Source organism: Novosphingobium sp. PhB55, from assembly GCF_004368805.1.
In the GTDB taxonomy this organism is placed as follows: domain Bacteria; phylum Pseudomonadota; class Alphaproteobacteria; order Sphingomonadales; family Sphingomonadaceae; genus Novosphingobium.
This window is the reverse complement of record NZ_SODQ01000008.1, coordinates 317,750-334,594: the sequence shown is the minus strand read 5'-3', so window position 1 is coordinate 334,594 and position 16,845 is coordinate 317,750. Positions and strand designations below refer to the sequence as shown.

Annotated in this window: 16 protein-coding genes; 6 read left to right on the top strand and 10 right to left on the bottom strand. The window is 65.7% G+C overall.

Annotation, left to right across the window (positions count from 1 at the left end; all coding sequences use genetic code 11):
- Window positions 1-83: 83 nt before the first annotated feature.
- Complete coding sequence (locus tag EDF57_RS21030) at window positions 84-2,657, top strand: HWE histidine kinase domain-containing protein (RefSeq protein ID WP_134095738.1); 2,574 nt, start codon at window positions 84-86, stop codon at window positions 2,655-2,657.
- Window positions 2,658-2,685: 28 nt separating this feature from the next.
- Here EDF57_RS21030 and EDF57_RS21025 read toward each other — a convergent pair whose 3' ends face one another.
- Both EDF57_RS21025 and EDF57_RS21020 read right to left on the bottom strand, forming a co-directional pair.
- Window positions 2,686-3,069, bottom strand: coding sequence for a reverse transcriptase-like protein (locus EDF57_RS21025; RefSeq protein ID WP_208324916.1), 384 nt, complete (start codon window positions 3,067-3,069; stop codon window positions 2,686-2,688).
- A gap of 96 nt (window positions 3,070-3,165) precedes the next feature.
- Window positions 3,166-5,724 carry a TonB-dependent receptor gene (locus tag EDF57_RS21020; RefSeq protein ID WP_134095660.1) on the bottom strand — a complete coding sequence of 853 codons (2,559 nt, stop codon included), beginning with the start codon at window positions 5,722-5,724 and terminating at the stop codon, window positions 3,166-3,168.
- A gap of 519 nt (window positions 5,725-6,243) precedes the next feature.
- Here EDF57_RS21020 and EDF57_RS25610 point away from each other — a divergent pair.
- Window positions 6,244-6,420, top strand: a complete 177-nt coding sequence (locus EDF57_RS25610) for a hypothetical protein (protein WP_166675339.1) — start codon at window positions 6,244-6,246, stop codon at window positions 6,418-6,420.
- A 32-nt stretch (window positions 6,421-6,452) separates the two neighbouring features.
- Here the strand turns inward: EDF57_RS25610 and EDF57_RS21015 are convergent, their stop codons facing one another.
- Window positions 6,453-7,643, bottom strand: a complete 1,191-nt coding sequence (locus tag EDF57_RS21015; RefSeq protein ID WP_134095736.1) for an MFS transporter — start codon at window positions 7,641-7,643, stop codon at window positions 6,453-6,455.
- 128 nt (window positions 7,644-7,771) lie between these two features.
- Here EDF57_RS21015 and EDF57_RS21010 point away from each other — a divergent pair, with 128 nt between their 5' ends.
- The 3 genes from EDF57_RS21010 to EDF57_RS21000 all read left to right on the top strand — a co-directional run bounded on the left by EDF57_RS21010 (window position 7,772) and on the right by EDF57_RS21000 (window position 9,454).
- Entirely contained in the window at window positions 7,772-8,557 is a 786-nt protein-coding gene (locus EDF57_RS21010; protein ID WP_243841187.1) for a helix-turn-helix transcriptional regulator, read from the top strand.
- 196 nt (window positions 8,558-8,753) lie between these two features.
- A complete protein-coding gene (locus tag EDF57_RS21005) occupies window positions 8,754-9,164 on the top strand; it encodes a hypothetical protein (protein WP_134095659.1) in 411 nt (136 codons plus the stop codon).
- Window positions 9,165-9,271: 107 nt separating this feature from the next.
- Window positions 9,272-9,454, top strand: a complete 183-nt coding sequence (locus EDF57_RS21000) for a hypothetical protein (RefSeq protein ID WP_132265977.1) — start codon at window positions 9,272-9,274, stop codon at window positions 9,452-9,454.
- 39 nt (window positions 9,455-9,493) lie between these two features.
- Here EDF57_RS21000 and EDF57_RS20995 read toward each other — a convergent pair whose 3' ends face one another.
- The 7 genes from EDF57_RS20995 to EDF57_RS20965 all read right to left on the bottom strand — a co-directional run bounded on the left by EDF57_RS20995 (window position 9,494) and on the right by EDF57_RS20965 (window position 16,065).
- Window positions 9,494-10,057, bottom strand: a complete 564-nt coding sequence (locus EDF57_RS20995; RefSeq protein ID WP_134095658.1) for a DUF924 family protein — start codon at window positions 10,055-10,057, stop codon at window positions 9,494-9,496.
- 90 nt (window positions 10,058-10,147) lie between these two features.
- Window positions 10,148-11,179 (bottom strand): c-type cytochrome, encoded by a 1,032-nt coding sequence (locus tag EDF57_RS20990; protein ID WP_134095657.1) that lies wholly within the window; start codon window positions 11,177-11,179, stop codon window positions 10,148-10,150.
- On the bottom strand, window positions 11,176-11,787 hold the full coding sequence (locus EDF57_RS20985) for a cytochrome c oxidase assembly protein (RefSeq protein WP_134095656.1): 612 nt from the start codon (window positions 11,785-11,787) through the stop codon (window positions 11,176-11,178). Before EDF57_RS20985 ends, EDF57_RS20990 begins: the two co-directional genes overlap by 4 nt.
- Entirely contained in the window at window positions 11,784-12,176 is a 393-nt protein-coding gene (locus EDF57_RS20980; protein ID WP_132265969.1) for a hypothetical protein, read from the bottom strand. Before EDF57_RS20980 ends, EDF57_RS20985 begins: the two co-directional genes overlap by 4 nt.
- On the bottom strand, window positions 12,173-14,695 hold the full coding sequence (gene ctaD, locus EDF57_RS20975; RefSeq protein WP_134095655.1) for a cytochrome c oxidase subunit I: 2,523 nt from the start codon (window positions 14,693-14,695) through the stop codon (window positions 12,173-12,175). Before ctaD ends, EDF57_RS20980 begins: the two co-directional genes overlap by 4 nt.
- Window positions 14,692-15,669, bottom strand: a complete 978-nt coding sequence (gene coxB / locus EDF57_RS20970; RefSeq protein WP_243841186.1) for a cytochrome c oxidase subunit II — start codon at window positions 15,667-15,669, stop codon at window positions 14,692-14,694. Before coxB ends, ctaD begins: the two co-directional genes overlap by 4 nt.
- Window positions 15,670-15,831: 162 nt before the next feature.
- On the bottom strand, window positions 15,832-16,065 hold the full coding sequence (locus EDF57_RS20965) for a hypothetical protein (RefSeq protein ID WP_134095654.1): 234 nt from the start codon (window positions 16,063-16,065) through the stop codon (window positions 15,832-15,834).
- 158 nt (window positions 16,066-16,223) lie between these two features.
- On the opposite strand from EDF57_RS20965, the gene EDF57_RS20960 reads away from it, so the two are divergent.
- Window positions 16,224-16,832 (top strand): NAD(P)H-dependent oxidoreductase, encoded by a 609-nt coding sequence (locus EDF57_RS20960; RefSeq protein ID WP_134095653.1) that lies wholly within the window; start codon window positions 16,224-16,226, stop codon window positions 16,830-16,832.
- The last annotated feature ends 13 nt before the right edge of the window (window positions 16,833-16,845 follow it).

The window sequence follows — 16,845 nt, the reverse complement described above, 5'->3', positions numbered from 1 at the left end:
TGCACCCGGATTGCGGAATCAAAGGCGCATCCGGGCCGCGACCGGGCAGTCGAAGATCAAGAGGCGACGTGACGAACACTGGTATGACGGTCGATCTGACCAATTGCGATCGTGAACCCATCCACCTGCTGGGCGCCGTTCAACCCGTCGGCTACCTGATCGCTCTCAGCACGGACTGGGTGATCTCGCGCGTTTCCGCCAATATTGCGGCGCTGCTGGACGTTTCCCCTGAAAGTCTTGTCGGCCAGCCGTTTTCCGGCTTCATCCCGGCCTCGCTGATCCATGACTTGCGCAACCGCATGGCCTATCTGGTGTCTCCGGATTCGGTGGAGCGCATGTTCGGCGTGAGACTGGTCGAGGGCGGGCAGTGCTACGACCTCGCGCTTCATCTCTCGCAAGGGCAGATCGTCCTGGAATTCGAACCCGGCGTGCCGACCAGCGGGGATTCCAGCGGCATGGTACGCGCGATGATGGCGCGGCTGGACACCCGGCCGGACCTGGCCTCCTTCTACCGGGAAGGCGCGCGCCAGGTCCGCGCGCTGCTGGGCTACGACCGGGTGATGGTCTACAAGTTCGCGGCAGGCGGCGACGGCGAAGTGGTGGCGGAGGCCTGCAAGGCCGGTATCGGATCCTTCAAGGGACTGCACTATCCCGCCAGCGACATTCCCCGCCAGGCGCGCGAACTCTACAAGCGCAACCTGCTGCGGGTCATTCACGATATCGATGCCGTGCCGGTTCCCATCGTGCCGCAGCTGGACGCCGAAGGTAAGCCGCTCGACCTGTCGCTTTCGGTGCTGCGGTCGGTCTCGCCGATCCATATCGAATATCTGCGCAACATGGGCGTCAGGGCCTCGCTGTCGATCTCCATCGTCGTGGACGGCGAGCTTTGGGGGCTGTTCGCCTGCCATCACTATTCGCCGATCTCGCCCACGTTCGAGCGTCGCTCCGTCAGCGACCTTTTCGCCCAGATGTTCTCCATGCGCCTGGAAAGCCGGGAGCGCCGGGAGATGGCCGAATACGAGCGGCGCGCGCGCGATATCTCGGACCAGCTCCTCAGCGCCGTCGCGTCGGACGAAACGCTGCTGAAGGACCCCGACTGGCTTGCCGACATCCTGATGAGCGCGATCCCCGCCGATGGGGTGGGCGTGTGGATCAATGGCAACTACGCCTTTTCCGGGTCCGTGCCGCCCAGCGAGGACTTTCGCGCCATCGTCCGCGCCCTCAACGCCACGGCGGCGGGCAAGGTCTTTGCCACCGATCACATCGGCTCGCTGGTCAAGGGGGCCGGAAGCTATGCCAGGGACGCCGCCGGGCTGCTGGCCATTCCCATTTCGCGATCGCCGCGCGATTACGTCGTCCTGTTCCGCTCGGAAATGCGCCAGTCCGTGCGCTGGGCGGGAGATCCGCACAAGCCGATCGAATATGGCCCGAACGGCCCGCGCCTGACGCCGCGCGAGAGTTTCGCCGAATGGAACGAGCAAGTGGAAGGCCGCTCCCGTCCTTTCCTGCAGCACGAGCTGCGGGTGGCCGAGACCTTGCGCGCCACGCTGATCGAAGTGGTGCTCCGCCTGGCCGATGAAGCCGCGGCGCAGCGGCAGCAGGCCAATGGCCGGCAGGAACTGCTCATCGCGGAACTGAACCACCGCGTGCGCAACATCCTCGGCGTCATCCGGGGGCTGGTGCGGCAGTCCCAGCCTGACGAGGATGCCGTGAAGGAATTCGTCGAGGTGGTCGATGGACGCATCCATTCGCTCGCCCGCGCGCACAACCAGATTACCGACGACCACTGGGGTCCGGCACCGCTACAAGCGCTGATCGATGCCGAAGCCGCCGCCTTCGCCGCGCACAAGGAAAGCTCCATCCATTACGAGGGGCCGTCGATCCTGCTGAATCCGCAGGCCTATTCCTCCATGGCACTGGTGGTTCACGAACTGGTGACGAACTCCACCAAATACGGCAGCCTCTCGGGCGAGGGGATCGTCCAGATCGCCTGGGAACGTGCCGATAACGACGACCTCATCCTGACCTGGACGGAAAGCGGGGGGCCGACAGTCAAGGAACCCACGCGCAAGGGTTTCGGCACGACCATCATCAAGCGTTCGGTTCCCTACGATCTGGGCGGCGCGGCGGACATCGTCTACGATCCGGCCGGGGTGCGGGCGACTTTCCGCATTCCCGCACGCCACCTTTCCGAACAGCGCAATTTCAAGGGCACCACGATCAAGCTGCCCAATCCGCGCCGAATTTCGCATGGACCCGCCCAGTCGAAGATGCCGATCCCGCACGATCTGCTGGCGGACATGTCGGTGTTGATCGTCGAGGACAGCCTGATCATCGCGCTCGACGCGGAAGACATCCTGGGCCGTTTCGGCGCGGAGATCGATACGGCGTCCAGCGCGGAAGGCGCGCATGGGGCGCTCGATGGCGGCATGCCGGACCTCGCGATCCTCGACATCAACCTGGGCGACCAGACCAGCTTCGGCGTGGCGGACCGGTTGACGGATGCGGGTGTGCCTTTCTTCTTCGCAACCGGCTACGGCGAACAGGCGCTGCTTCCGCAGGAGCATCGCTCGCGCATCGTCGTGCAGAAGCCCTATACGACGCACAATCTGGCGCGGGCCGTCGAAGACCTGCTGGGCCTGACGCCCATCGAATAGGATCAGCCGCTTCCCGCCCGCCCGGGCATCAACGTGGATGACGCCGGGCGAGGGCTATGCCTGCCAGGTTCTGTTCGCGCTTGATCCAGCGAATGCGGGCGGGTCTGGCCTTGGCGACGAGGGCCAGAAATTCCGCTTCGTGGCGGTTGCGGGCTTCGCCGCGCTTCAGGGTCTCGTTGGCCTGGCGAACAACGGGAAGCGCATCGCCGACCAGCTCGATATCCTGCAGCCCCAGCGATTGCGCCAGTTCCAGCGCGCGGTTCAGCGCGCGCCATTCGGCATCCTCGTTGCTGCCCTGTCCCAGGTCTTCGAAGAGATGCACCGCGCCGCCGATGACGGCGGCGGCCTCGATCGGGCCGGGGTTGGGGCGGCAGCCGCCGTCGAAGAACACTTTCAGCCGGGATCGGGACATGCCGCGCTTGTGGTCCAGTTCGCGGCGAGATGCCAGCCGTCTCCGGCGCTTCGCAGGGCGAAAGGCCGGAGAACTGGCATTGGGGCGTGCGGGGCGTCAGCTTCCGAAGTTGAACTTCAGCCGCAGCCCGTACATCCGCGGCGGGCCATAGGCGAAGTCCAGGATGCCGGAGCTTTCGTAGCCGCCGCCCGATGCGGTCTTGAAGCGCTTGTTGGTGAGGTTGGTGGCGAAGGCGGCAATGTCGAAGCCCGAGCCGAACACGTCGCTCCAGGAGGCGTTGAGGTTGAAGAGGTTGGTGGCCGGGATCGTGACGCGCTGCGGGTTCGCGGCCGTGGCTGCGGTGAAGAAGTTGCCGTCCACCGCCTGGCTGGAGGTATAGGTATAGTTGCCGCCGAAGGACAGGGAGCCCGTCTTTTCGCCCAGCGGCACGTCGAGATCCGCCGATAGCGTCAGGCGGTTCTTCGGCGAGTAGCTGAGCGGATCGCCGGGCTGGCCGCGCGGGATGATCTGCTCGAACGGGCTGTCCGGGCTGAGCGTGGGGGGTACCAGTTCCTTGATCTCGGTATCGAGGTAAGTGTAGCCCGCCGAGAGCCGCAGCCGCTGGAACAGGGTAATGCCCGTGTCCACTTCGACGCCCTGGATCTTCGACTTGCCCGCATTGATGATCGCTGCGCCGCCGGCAAGGCCGCTGCCCTGCTTGGCGATAAGGGCGCCGAACACCTGTTGGTCGCTGAAATCGTTATAGAAACCGGCAATGTTGAAATAGCCGGGCAGGGAACCGCGCAAGGTCAGCTTGGCGCCCAGTTCGTAGGAGTCCACCTTCTCCGGATCCCATGTTTCGAGGCCGGGGTTGGTGAAGTTGACGCCGCCCTGGCGATAGCCGCGTGCATACTTGGCATAGAACAGCATGTCGGGCGTCGGCTTGAAGTCCAGGTCGATCAGCCAGGTCGGCCGGTTGGACTTGTTGGAAATCCGCGTGCTGCAGGCGGTCGTGTCACCGCCGTTGGCGAGGAGGTTGACGGTGGGGTGATTGAGCACGTCGTTGCACACGCGCCCGACAGGGATCGTGCCCAGTCCCGGTATCGTCGCCAGGTTCCAGCGGTTGCTTTCGGAGACGCCCACCGTCTTGTCGAACGTATAACGGAAGCCGCCGGTAAGCGCGAACTGATCGGTAAAGTTGTAGGTGGCCTGCGCGAAGGCGCCGTGGTTGTCGAAATCGAAGCGCGTGCGCGATTCAGAGACCAGCGCGATGCCCAGGCTGGAAGCGGGCAGGCCCAGCGGCAGCACGCCCGAGCAGCCGAGGTTCCCGGCATCGGGGCAGTTCCCATAGATGCCGGTGCGCTGCTGGTTCCATCCGATCGGCCGGCTGAATTCCAGGTAGCCGCCGATCACGTAGTTCAGCTTGCCATTGGCCGAGCGGCCCTGGAGCTGGAGTTCCTCCGTCGCGGTCGATTCCGCCGCGGCGTGATAATTGGGCTGGATGTCGAGCGCGATGTAGTTGAACGGCGCGCCCACCGTGACGTAGCCCAGCGACTGGAATGTCCGGGTGACCGGCGTGTCGGCGATGCGGAAGTTATCGCTGTAGAGATTGAACGCCGAATCCTCCCGGAATTCGCCGTAGCTGGCGATGTTCTTCACCGTCATCGTGTCGCTGGCCTGCCAGGTCGTCGTGTTGATGACCTGCCATGTCTCCAGCAGGAAGCGCGGATCGGGATTGCTCACTTCCACATCGAGCCTGCCGTCTCCGCGCGCGGCCTGCCGGTCGATCTGGGCACAGGCGGCCGTTGCGGTGAAGTAGCGGGTGAACGGACCGCCTGCCAAAGGACTGGCCGCGTCGCGATCGCAATTCTCGTAATGGGTGGCGTAGCCGTTCGTGTCCGACCGGCTGTAATGGAAGATCGTGTAATTCTCGAGATTGGGCGTCAGGTCGGCGACCACGCTGAGACGGGCGTAGACGTAGTCGGTATTGTTGTAGGCGTCAGGCCCGATGCCGGAGCGGTTTTTCATGTAGCCGTCGCGCTTGTTGCGGTCCACCGCGAGGCGGACCTTGAACGTCTCCGCCAGCGGCACGTTGAGTGCCGCCTGGATCCGGCGCTGGTCGTAATTGCCGATGGTGCCTTCGATATGGCCTTCGAACAGATCGGTCGGCCTGGTCGGAACCAGCAGGATCGCACCGCCGGTGGTGTTGCGGCCGAAGAGCGTGCCTTGCGGGCCTTTCAGCACCTGCACGTTCTGCAGGTCGGTGAAAGTGCCGGCGCCCACGGTATTGCCGGAGGTCGTGCCGCCCTGCGCGCGAACGCCCACGACGTCCGCGAAATAGACGCCCACGGTGGGCGCCGTGGAGGCATCCTGGTTGAAACCGCGCAGCGAGAAACTGGCTTTCTCGGCGCCGTAGCGCGTGTTGACGGAGAGGGAGGGCGTATAGGTCGCGAGGTCCGATGCCACGACGATATTGCGCTTTTCGATGGTGGCGCCGTCATAGACCGTCATCGAGATCGGCACATCCTGAAGCCGTTCTTCGGTGCGGCGGGCCGTAACGATGATATCGCCGGGATTTATCGTCGGCTGGCTTTGCGCCAGTGCCGGCATCGCCGTCGAAGTGCCGCCCAGCACAGCGCCCATGATCATGACGCGCGTCAGCTTCCCTGCATTCATGCCTGTTCTCTCCTCCCGGTATCGTGTTTTTCTTTTTTGTTTTTCCACCGATATTGTTCTGTTTTCGGTGATGATTTGACTTTATCCCGCGCGCAGGCAGCCGATGCCGCGGCGGCGCGCGCAAGTGTTCGGTTCGGAATGATCTGGGTATACTGCCGAAAATCGCCGCAATTCGGCCGGGTTGTCCCAGCCGGTACTTGCTCCCTCGCTCCGTATCTTGCCCGGAGCGTACTGCGGGTGATGCCCGGTGAAAAGAAACTATCGTTTCGTTGCAACCCGTTGCCAAATCGCGCGCCGCGAAATTCGCGGTCTAACAAGAGCTTGGCGATTTAATCTTCCGTCACGGATTATTGTTAGTGCCGATGCAGACTATCGGGCGACCATGGCGCGCGCGGGCTTATCGGAGACTTGCCAAGGGGCGGACGGGATTGCATGCAGCGGCCGATGCTCAGGCCGGAAGGCCGCTTGTCTGCGGGCTGTGAACAGCCCGGACCTGCGGCAGGAAAGTGGAGATGACTTGTGTTTGCGATCGGCTGCCTCGCCCTCATCGTCCTTCCCCTTGCCGGACTGGCGCTGGGCGGGTTCCTGGCCGGGCCGGTCGGCGCGAAGTGGGGCGCGGGGGCGGGGTTCGCCATCGCCCTGGGACTGTGCGGCGTGACGACTTACGCGCTCGTCTCCGCCGCCCGCCGGCGCTAGGCCGGACCCTCCAGGGCCCGGCCCAGGCCGGTCTAGGCTTTGTTCACGCGCGGCAGGAATGCCGTCAGCAGACCGATCGCCGGGAGGAAGGCGCAGACGTGGTAGACCGTCTCGATGCTCGTGCGGTCGGCCAGCCAGCCGAGCACGGCCGCGCCCAGACCACCCATGCCGAACGAGAAGCCGAAGAACAGGCCCGAGATCATGCCGACTTTCCCCGGCACCAGCTCCTGTGCGAACACGACGATGGCCGGGAAGGCGGAGGCCAGGATCAGGCCGATCACCACGGTCAGCGGGCCTGTCCAGAACAGGCTGGCATAGGGCAGCAGCAGCGTGAAGGGCAGGGCGCCTAGGATCGAGAACCAGATCACGTATTTGCGCCCGAACCGGTCGCCCAGCGGCCCGCCCATCACCGTGCCGACCGCGACCGCGGCCAGGAAGGCGAAGAGGTGGAACTGCGCGTTCTGCACGGTGAGGCCGAAGCGGTGGATCAGGTAGAACGTGAAGTAGCTCGTCAGGCTGGCGAGGTAGACGTATTTGGAGAAGATCAGCGCCAGCAGGATGGCGATACCGCGCGCGGCGTGGCCCTTGGGGAGGCCCGCGGAAAGCTTCGCCTTGCCGCCGGCCGCCAGCCGTTCCAGGCCATGACTGCGATACCAGGCGGCGACGTTCCACAGGACGGCGCCGGACAGCAGTGCCAGCAGCGCGAAGAAGGCCAGGCTGGACTGTCCCCAACGCACCACCACCAGCGCAGCGGCCAATGGCCCTAGCGCCTGACCGGCGTTCCCGCCCACCTGGAACAACGACTGCGCGAGTCCGTGCCTTCCGCCCGCAGCCATGCGGGCCACGCGGGAGGATTCGGGATGGAACACGGAAGACCCCATGCCCAGCAGCGATGCGCCGACCAGCACCAGTCCATAGCTATGCGCGGCCGACAGCACGGTCAGTCCGGCCAGCGAGAACAGCGTGCCGCCAGGCAGGGCGAGCGGAGTCGGTCGCTTGTCCGCATAGAGCCCCACCAGTGGCTGAAGGATCGAAGCGGTGATCTGGTAGGCCAGTGTCACCAGGCCGATCTGGCCGAAGCTCAGGCCCAGGTCGGCCTTCAGTGCAGGATAGATCGCGGGCAGCAGAGACTGCATCATGTCGTTCAGAAGATGGCAGAAACTGATGGCGACGATCACGCCGAACACGGTTCCATTCACGGCCGCCTGTCCGCGATCGTCCATTGCCGGGCCGGACCCGCCTGCTGCCAATTTCTGGGCCATTTTTGCCGCCTCCTTCGCGGTCCTTTGCTCGTGGCGCCTCTCCTATTCGCTTTGAGATCGTCCCGCTTCGGCATATGGGTCAATCAATTATGATTGTGGGACATCAGATCCAGCAGCGCCAGCCGGCGGATTACGAGGACGTGCCGCGGCCGGTCGTCGGTATCGGCAACGATTATCCGCCCTCGTTCGAACTGGCGGAGCACAGCCATCGGCGCGGCCAGTTTCTTTATGCCTCGCGCGGCGTGGTGGCCGTGAGCACGCCGGATGGCGCCTGGGTCGCACCGCCGGAGCGCGCGGTGTGGATCCCTGCCGGAACGCCGCATTCGGTGCGGATGGTGGGCAAAGTGCAGACGCGCAGCGTGCTGGTGGCGCCTTCGGCGGGCGCGGCTCTGGCGGATACTTGCCGGGTGGTCGCGGTGTCCCCGCTGCTGCGGCAGCTTCTGGTAGCGGCGTCCGAAGTGCCGGCCGAATACGACCTGGAGGGCCGCGACGGACTGGTCATGGCTCTGCTGGTCGCCGAAATCTGCCAGGCGCCGGTCATTCCCATCGTCGTGCCTTTTCCGCGCAACCCCGCGCTGGCGGAACGTTGCCATCGCTTTCTGGAAAGCCCCCGCGCCGGAGACACGATCGAGCGATGGTCCGATGCCCTGGCGATGAACCGCCGCCGGTTCACGCGCCTGTTCCGACGGGAGACAGGCATGAGTTTCGCGGAATGGCGGCAGCAGGCCTGCCTCTCGGTGGCCCTGCCGCGGCTGGCTGCCGGCGATTCCGTCACCGCCATCGCGCTCGACCTCGGTTACGATGGGCCGGGGAATTTCTCCACGATGTTCAAACGCGTGCTGGGCGTGCCGCCGAGCCGTTACCTGCAGCAATAGTGGACCGGAATTATCCTAGATTAACTTTTTGAAGTCCGGCCGGTCTTCGTCGTTGACAGCGTTGTCACTGACCAGCGCTTAAGTCATGCGCTTCAGCGGGCGCGCAGGAGTCGCGGGGCGTTAACAGCTGGGGGCGATGGGTAGAAAACTTGGGGAAGAGGGTTTCGGCGGGCTAGGGCCGACGCCGGAGAGTGGCTTGTCCGGGCATGTGCCCGCAGGCGGGCCAGGTGGCCATCCAGGTGGCGAAGGGCTGGGTGACGGGGCCGCGGAAGGCGATGCCGGTCTGCTGCCCCTGGCCGAATATATCTATCGATGCCGCCGGATCCGCGATGAAATGCTCGGCGCGGATTTCTTCGGGGAGCCGGCCTGGGACATTCTGCTCGATCTTTTCATCGGCCAGTCCTGCAAACCCGCGGCGCCGCTCGGCACCTCCTCGGCCAATACGGTGCTGCGCTGGCAGAACGTGCTGGAAGCGAAAGGGCTGGTGACGCGCTGTAGGGATGCCGCGTCGGGCGGCAACCATGCCTGTCTTACCGACAAGGGGCAGGCGCTGATGCGCGATTACTTGCGGCGGGCCGCGCGCAGTACCGGAAAGGTGAATATTTGACTATCCAATGGGAGTCATTCGTAATTCTACTTGGTTCGGAGCGTTCCTTGGCTTAGCCTGTCTTCTTGGACCTAGGGGGGATAGGCCCGAGGGGGAGGAACGGTCTGATGGCGCTCACCAACCAGGAACAGCTTGTCCTTGAGCTGCGCAGCATTACGCACTTGCTGCAGGAGGCCATAGGCCGCCTCGACGCCTGCGGTCAGGATCTCGCGGCGATTCACGTCCAGACGGCCCTCGATGTCCTGCGGGACAAAGGCGGCGACGACGATTGGATCATGCTGCGGAACTGAGTGGCAGGGCGCGGGCGGGTTGGGAGCCTTGCGCTGCGATCAGGATGCCGGCGCGCTGCTGTTCAGATGTTCGATCTCTGCGGGACTGGAATTTCGGCCAAGAGCGAGATTGCGCCCCGGAAAGCGCCCGAAAGCGGCAATTTCGGCACTATGGCCCGAAGCGAAGCCCATCACCTCTTCGGCATAGTCGCGCAGGGCCTTGAAGCGTTCGACGCTCATGGCCTGGAGGACGGAGTCTTCGGCATGCATCAGCGGCATGTAGAAGAACTGGCGCTGCGCAAAGCCCAGGGTTTCGTCCATTCTGGCGGCTATGCCCTCGACGGCGAGGTGCTGCGCGGCCGGATCGCTGGCAAAGGCCAGCGCCGTGCCGCGATGGATATGGCGAGAGAACTGGTCGAGCACTAGTATCAGCGCCAGCCGGCCGAGCGGGGTCTCGGCCCAGTCCGCCAGCGCGCCTTCTGCGGCTTGGGCGTGAAGCGCGCCGAAACGGGCACGCACCGCGGGGTCCAGGGCCTCGGCGGTCTCGAACCAGTCTTTGGGAGAGAGTTCGCGGAACCAGAAGTTCAGCACGTCTTCCCGGGGGTCGTTTCCGCTTTCGGTCATGCCGATTTTGCCTTTCATTCAAGCCTGTTGGTTTCGGTAACGCATGAGGTGCGCCGCTGGCTGCCCTGCGCAGAGGATCCCGGGTGAAGGTCAGCGCGCTGTAGCGTCCCCGGACAGGGCCTTGGCGAGAGGATCGATTTGCGCCTCGGGAATGCGCCGGGCGATGACGGCCATCGGGTCGCGCGGCTTGTGGGCGTCGATCACGGTTTCCTCGCCCCGCCATTGCCGCAATCTGGTGGCGAGGTAGTCCGCCCGTTGGCCGCCGAGGGCGGGCGCCGCCTTTCCGGGCGCATGGCAGGTGGTGCAGGCAGGCAATTGCTGCGCGGGCAGTCCATCCGAAACGATGGCATGGGCGGCGGGTAGGGGCTGGTCGCGCAGCCCCGGTTGCCGTGCGTAATGGCGGGCGGCCTGGCGCATCTCCGCGTCTGAGAGACCCGATGCCGCAACCTGCATGACCGCACCGTGGCGCTTTCCGGAAGCGAAGTCGCGCAGGGCCGCGAGAAGATAGCTTTCCTTCTGCCCGGCGATCACCGGGATATCGGCCTGGCCGCGCCCCAGGCCGTCGGTTCCGTGGCAACCCGTGCAGCTGGCAAGGGCGGCGTCGCTGCCCGGAGCAGGCGCGGTGAGAGCCTCGTACTCGGCCGGGGTCATGTTCGGCAGGCGGCGCAGGAAGCCCACCATGCGGCGCACTTCGTCCGGTCGGTCGCCGGCCGGCCAGGCGGGCATGCCGGTGAATTTCACCCCGTGACGGACGATCCAGAACAGCTCCTTGTCGCCATATTCGCCCACCACGCGCGCAAGGTCCGGTGCGGGCGGCGTGGCGGACTGCATGACCGGCGATGGCGGCATGCCGGGCGCCCCGTGGCACACCGCGCAGGACTGCCGGAAATGGCCCGCCGCGCTGACGAGAGCCCGGTCGTCGCGCACGCGTTCCGGCGTCTGGAATGCGCTGTAAGTGCGCGCGGAGTTCTGCATGGTCCAGTGGAGGAACCAGTCGGTGATCGCCCAATGCCCGGAGGAAGCGGCGATGGGGAACAGGCCGGACCAGGCGAATCCCATGCCGAGCGCGAAGAGGGTGAGCAGCGCCAGGATCAGGCGTTTCCAGGTCAGTTTCACGGTCATTTCGAAGGTTCCGGCTTGGCTCTCAGCAGTCCCGCAAGAAGGGCAATGCCGCCAAGGAAGTAGCTTGCCCCGCCGATCACCAGCATGGCGACCCCGCCAAGCTGCTGGTCGGCCAGAGGGTCAAGGCCGAACGGCGCGCCGTAGTGGTGCATTCCGGGCATTCCCGAGCCGTAAAGCGGGCGCGGGGCGAGGCCGATCAGCACGCCCAGCAGCGTCATATGCATGGATGTCAGCAGAAGCGCACCGATCCCGGCTGCGCGCTGGGGGGTGTGGATCGCGGCGCTCCAGAGCAGCAGTCCTGCGCCCAGGAAGCTGGCGTATTCCGCGGCGCCCAGCCAGGGTGCGGCGTCGGCGGCGCGGCGCACGGCGGGCAAGTGCCACGCCCAGACGGCGACCAGTTCCACCAGCATCATCGCCATCGGCGTCACCAGGCGGGGCCAGCGGCGCGCAGGATCGAGAGCGGTTTCGGCCAGGCCGAATGCCAGCAGCGGCGCGGCCACGGCCACGGCGATCATATGCGCGGTCATGTGGCCGGTCATGCCGAAGTGCGCACAGGCAAGGCCCAGCGGCATGAGCAGGAACCCGGTCAGGAGCGCGGCCCGCTTCACCGGCAGTCTCCGATGAACACCACCGGCAGCGCGGTGAAAAGCACGCCCACGAAGCTCAGTCCGGCCAGCAGCAGGGTTGCCTTTGCCAGAAAACGCAGCCGGTCGATGTCGGTCCCGTCCTGGTGCGGCGGCGGGCTGCCGGGCATGCGGACCTGCCGGTGGGCGATCCAGCCCGACAGGGCGATGGCCGCCAGGGCCAGCACCGTCCCGGCCACGAACAGCGTCGGGAACCGGGCGAAGTCGCCTTGCTTGGCGCAGGATATCGCCGCCCAGAGGTAGGAAAACAGGAAATGGGCCGCCCAGACCGTGGGCGGCACGATCAGGGTCCAGAGCGTGACTTGCAGCCGCTCGTGCCATTTCCTGCGGTCGCCGCGCGGGTCTTCGCTCATGCCACCTCCGGGAACAGGCCGATGGTGGCATAGGCGCAGGCGGCGGTGAGCGCGAAGAAGTGCATGTAGACGGTGACGTTGCGAATATCCGCGTCGTGATGCGGGGTCATCCGCCCTGCCAGGCTCCGCGCGAGGACATAGGCCTGCATGATCGCCGCGACGGCGGCATGAAGGCAGGTCCAGATCGCCAGCGTCCAGACGATCGCCGGGTAGCTGTGTGCGGCGGGATCCATGCCGGAGAGCCAGGGCCCCGCCAGTCCGGCCGGGACACCCGCCAGGCTGGTGGCCAACCCGAACAGCAGCAGCAGTCGGCCCGCACCGATGCCACCCCGCGCGTGGATCTCGCGCGCGGCGACCGTGGCGATCCAGCCCGCAAGAGCCAGCATCAGCGCGATCATCGTCCAGAACATGCCGGGCGCTGCGGCCATGTCGGGCGGCGGAAAGTCGGCATGCCGGGTCCAGAAGAAGAAATAGCCGAACAGCAATCCGGAGAAGGCCGTGGCGTCCGCCATCATCGTGATGAACATGGCCCACCAGCCCGGAGAGGCTCCGCCCGAGATGTAGAGCGGCAGCTCCATGCCGTGCCCGATCGGCTTGCTGGGCTTTTCGGGAATTTCCGCCGTTCCGGTCCAGAGCCACCAGAGCACCATGGCCAGCGTCGCCACGCCCGAAACCAGCGCCAGCCAGTAGAGATGATAAGTGGTCAGGATGAACACTCCGCCCAGCGCCAGGGCGGTGAGCATCGGTTTCCAGCTGGGAGCGCCCAGGCGGATGACCGAGACCGGGCGCGCGTCCAGCACCGAGGTGATGATCGTCTCGCGCCGGCCTTCCTCGGCATCCGGCAGGAAATAGCGGCCTTCGTCCACCTTGCGCACGAAGTCTTCCTGATCCCAGATCGGATAGCGGCTCTCGATCAGCGGGATCGAGCGGATGCCCCAGTTCTCGTCCTGCGGATGGGCCAGCCATTCGAGCGTTCCGGCCTGCCAGGGATTGCGCGGGGCCATCTGGCGCCAGGGCGAGCGGCACAAGTCGAGCACGATCACCGCAACCCCGGCGGCGATCACGAAGGAGCCGATCGTGGAGGCCATGTTCAGCCCGCCGAGGCCAAGGTCGGCCGGATACGTGAACACACGGCGCGGCATGCCCTCCAGCCCCGAAAGATGCATCGGGAAGAAGCACAGGTTGGCACCCACGAAGATCAGCCAGAATGCCGTGCGTCCCAGCCGGTCGGACAGTTTCTTGCCGGTCACCAGCGGCCAGTAGTAATAGAGCCCTGCGAAGAGCGGCATCAGCGTGCCGCCGATCAGCACGTAGTGCAGGTGGGCCACCACGAAGTAGGTATCGTGCGCCTGCCAGTCGAACGCGGCCAGCGCGACCATCACCCCGGTCAGCCCGCCGATAACGAAGATCGCGAGGCTTCCGGTGGCGTAGAGCAGCGGCGTGGACCAGACCACGCGGCCCGCCCAGAGGGTGACGATGAAGACGAAGATCTGCACGGCCGTCGGGATCGCCACCGCTTCGGACGCCGCCGAGAAGAAGCCGAGGCTGATCTTCGGCAGGCCCGTCGCGAACATGTGGTGGACCCATAGCCCGAACGACAGGAATGCGGTGCCCACTGCCGCCAGCACGATCCAGGGATAGCCCAGCAGGTGGCGCCGCGCGAACGTGGGCACCAGCATGGCGAAGAGCGCGATGGAGGGCAGGAAGACGATGTAGACTTCCGGATGGCCGAAGATCCAGAACAAGTGCTGCCACAGCAGCGGATCGCCCCCGCGCGAGGCATCGAAGAAGGGCCAGTCCAGCAAACGCTCCATCTCGAACAGCACATCCCCGGCGATCAGCGGCGGGAAGGCGAAGAGGATCATCACCGCTACCACCAGGATGTACCAGGCATAGAGCGGCATGAGGTTGAGCCGCATGCCCGGCGGGCGGCACTTGAGCACGCCCACGATCAGCTCGACCGCAGCGGCGACCGACGACACTTCGATGAAGGAAAGCCCCAGCATCCAGATATCGGCGCCGAGACCGGAAAGGTCGGTTCGGGTGGTCAGCGGCGGATACATGAACCAGCCGCCGTCCGGCGCGGCGTCGAAGAAGATCGATCCCGAAACGAACACGCCGCCGATCAGGAAGGACCAATAGCCGAAGGCGGAAAGCCTGGGGAAGGGCAGGTCCCGCGCGCCCAGCAATTGCGGCAGGAGGATGATCGATACCGCCTCGAACATCGGCACGGCGAAAAGGAACATCATCACCGAGCCGTGCAGGGTGAACAACTGGTTGAACGTGCCCGGCCCCACCAGGTCGTTGTCGGGCACCGCGAGCTGCGTGCGCATGATGAGCGCCAGCACGCCTGCGAAGAGCATGAAGGCGAAGGCCGTGAGCACGTACCAGTTGCCGACCTGGTTGTTGTTGGTGTCCGTCCAGCGCAGGAAAAGGCCTTTGGGCGGCGCCCAGACTTCACGCAGGCGTTGTTCCTGCGCGGCGCGGAGGGCGGGATCGTCCTGGTCGTACAGGCTCATCGCGCGTTCTCCGCCTTGGTCTGCTTCAGCCAGCGGGCAAGGGCCAGGGCTTCCTCCTGCGTGAGATGGGTATAGGCGGGCATGCGAGCGCCCGGTTTGAAGCGATGGGGATCGCGGATGAAGGCGGCGGTATGGGCGTCCGTCGGTTCGAGAATCCCGGCGCCAAGCGTCAGGCGCTCGCCGAACCGGGTGAGATCGGGGCCGATGCGGGCCTGGGCCGATGTGCCGGCGAGGGCGTGGCAACTTCCGCAGCCCTCGCGCGCGAACAGCGCTGCGCCGCGGTCTTGCGTGCGGCGCGGGGGAGTGCGGGCGGCGGTCAGCCAGGCGTCGAAGGCGGCCGGTTCCATGGCGATGACGTCGAAGGCCATCAGTGCATGGCTGAGGCCGCAGAACTCGGCGCAGACCCCGCGATAGGTGCCGGGCTTCTCGGCCTTGACGACCAGCCGGTTGGTGCGGCCGGGGATCATGTCCATCTTGCCGGCAAGGCCGGGGATCCAGAAACTATGGATGACGTCCGTGGCGGTGAGTTCGAACACGACCGTCCGGCCGACCGGGAGGCGCACTTCGTTGGCGGAGAGCAGCGGTGGCTCCGTCCGGCCGTCCGGATCGTTGTCATCGCTCCGCGCGTAAGCGACGCGCCACCAGAACTGCTCGCCCTCTACGCGGATGTGCAAATCGCTGTCGCCGGTGGGAAGGGGGCGCATGGCTGGAAGCGCCCAGACCAGCAGCGCGGTCAGCACCACCGTCGGGACCACGGCGCCGAGCCATAGGACGAGACGCATGCCGCTCTGGTGAGTGAGCTTTCCTTCCGGAGCCCGCGCCGCGACGAAATAGATCGCGGCCATTCCGAGCGCGATGACGCTGCCTCCCGCCGCCAGCACTGCCGTCAGCCAGAGCGTGGAGCGCGCTTCCAGCCCGAACGGCGCCAGCGCCGACTGATGCCCGTTGCAGCCCGCCAGCACCAGCGTCGCCACGGTAACGGACGCTATGGTAACGGACGGTGCGGCAATCGATTTTCGCAAGACGGCAATTCCCCTGACTCGTTCGGGGGCAACGCGTCAGGGGCCGCCAGGTTCGAGCGAAAGCGGCGAACGCGGCGTTACAAATGGTTGCTGCGGCGTGCCGCGGCTGAAAGGTCAGCCGTGAGAGCCTCGCCGCGCTCCGCCCACGCCGCCGGTCGTTTCGGTATCGGCGCCCGGATTGAGACGCTCGTCTTCCTTGTCGGCGTGAAGCTCCGCTTCCCGGGCGCGGGCCGGATCCTTCTGGGGAACGCCTTGCGGCGGCTTGCCATCGCGGTTGGTCCAGCGTCCGTCGGGCGTGCCGGCGGTTCCGGTGACATTGCGGGAATCGTCGGGTTCGTACTCGGCCATGATCCTTCTCCTTCGGCAGAAGAAAGGCGCGAGCAGGCGGCCCCGTTCCCAGCTTCCGCTTTTCAATCGGCCTTGCCGGCAGGGCACCCTGCGCTCGAACCAAACGCCGGGTCCCGCGTTGGTTCTGCAAACATGTATCGGAAGAAGGACGCCTGCCCGTGACACTCAAAGCCCTGGCCATCAATTGCACGCTGAAGTCCGATTTAGCCGAGCCTTCCTCCACGGACGCGATGATCGCGGTTCTCGCGAAGGCCTTTGCCGAAACCGATGTCGAGATCACGGAGACCGTGCGGGTGGCTGGGCTCAACGTGCTACCCGGCGTGACCTCGAACGAGGGCGAAGGTGACGAATGGCCCGGCCTGCGGGAAAAGATCCTGGCGCACGATATTCTGGTGTTCGGCGGCCCCATCTGGATGGGCCAGATCGGCAGCGTCGCCAAGCGCGTGCTCGAACGGATGGATGCTTTCCTCGACGAGACCGACGACGAGGGCCGCATGCCCAGCTACGGCAAAGTCGCGGTGGCGGCGATCGTCGGTAACGAGGACGGCGCCCATTTCTCGTCGGCCCAGCTGTTCCAGTCTCTTAACGACGTGGGCTGGACGATCCCGGCTGTCGCGGCCTGTTACTGGGTAGGCGAGGCAATGGGGTCCACCGATTTCAAGGACTTGGACAAGACACCTGAAAAAGTCACCAAGACGGCAAGGATGGTGGCAGGCAATGCGGCGCACCTTGCAGGTCTGCTGAAGACCTCGCCTTACCCCGGTTGAACCGCGCGATCAG

Bases quoted from the DNA above. Each gene is read 5' to 3' on its own strand.
- EDF57_RS21030 (WP_134095738.1), top strand. From the start codon at position 84: ATGACGGTCGATCTGACCAATTGCGATCGTGAACCCATCCACCTGCTG.
- EDF57_RS20990 (WP_134095657.1), bottom strand. From the start codon at position 11,179: ATGACCGTGAAACTGACCTGGAAACGCCTGATCCTGGCGCTGCTCACC.
- ctaD (WP_134095655.1), bottom strand. From the start codon at position 14,695: ATGAGCCTGTACGACCAGGACGATCCCGCCCTCCGCGCCGCGCAGGAA.
- EDF57_RS20965 (WP_134095654.1), bottom strand. From the start codon at position 16,065: ATGGCCGAGTACGAACCCGACGATTCCCGCAATGTCACCGGAACCGCC.
- EDF57_RS21020 (WP_134095660.1), bottom strand. From the start codon at position 5,724: ATGAATGCAGGGAAGCTGACGCGCGTCATGATCATGGGCGCTGTGCTG.
- EDF57_RS21000 (WP_132265977.1), top strand. From the start codon at position 9,272: ATGGCGCTCACCAACCAGGAACAGCTTGTCCTTGAGCTGCGCAGCATT.
- EDF57_RS21010 (WP_243841187.1), top strand. From the start codon at position 7,772: ATGATTGTGGGACATCAGATCCAGCAGCGCCAGCCGGCGGATTACGAG.
- EDF57_RS21025 (WP_208324916.1), bottom strand. From the start codon at position 3,069: ATGTCCCGATCCCGGCTGAAAGTGTTCTTCGACGGCGGCTGCCGCCCC.
- EDF57_RS21015 (WP_134095736.1), bottom strand. From the start codon at position 7,643: ATGGACGATCGCGGACAGGCGGCCGTGAATGGAACCGTGTTCGGCGTG.
- EDF57_RS20995 (WP_134095658.1), bottom strand. From the start codon at position 10,057: ATGACCGAAAGCGGAAACGACCCCCGGGAAGACGTGCTGAACTTCTGG.
- EDF57_RS20980 (WP_132265969.1), bottom strand. From the start codon at position 12,176: ATGAGCGAAGACCCGCGCGGCGACCGCAGGAAATGGCACGAGCGGCTG.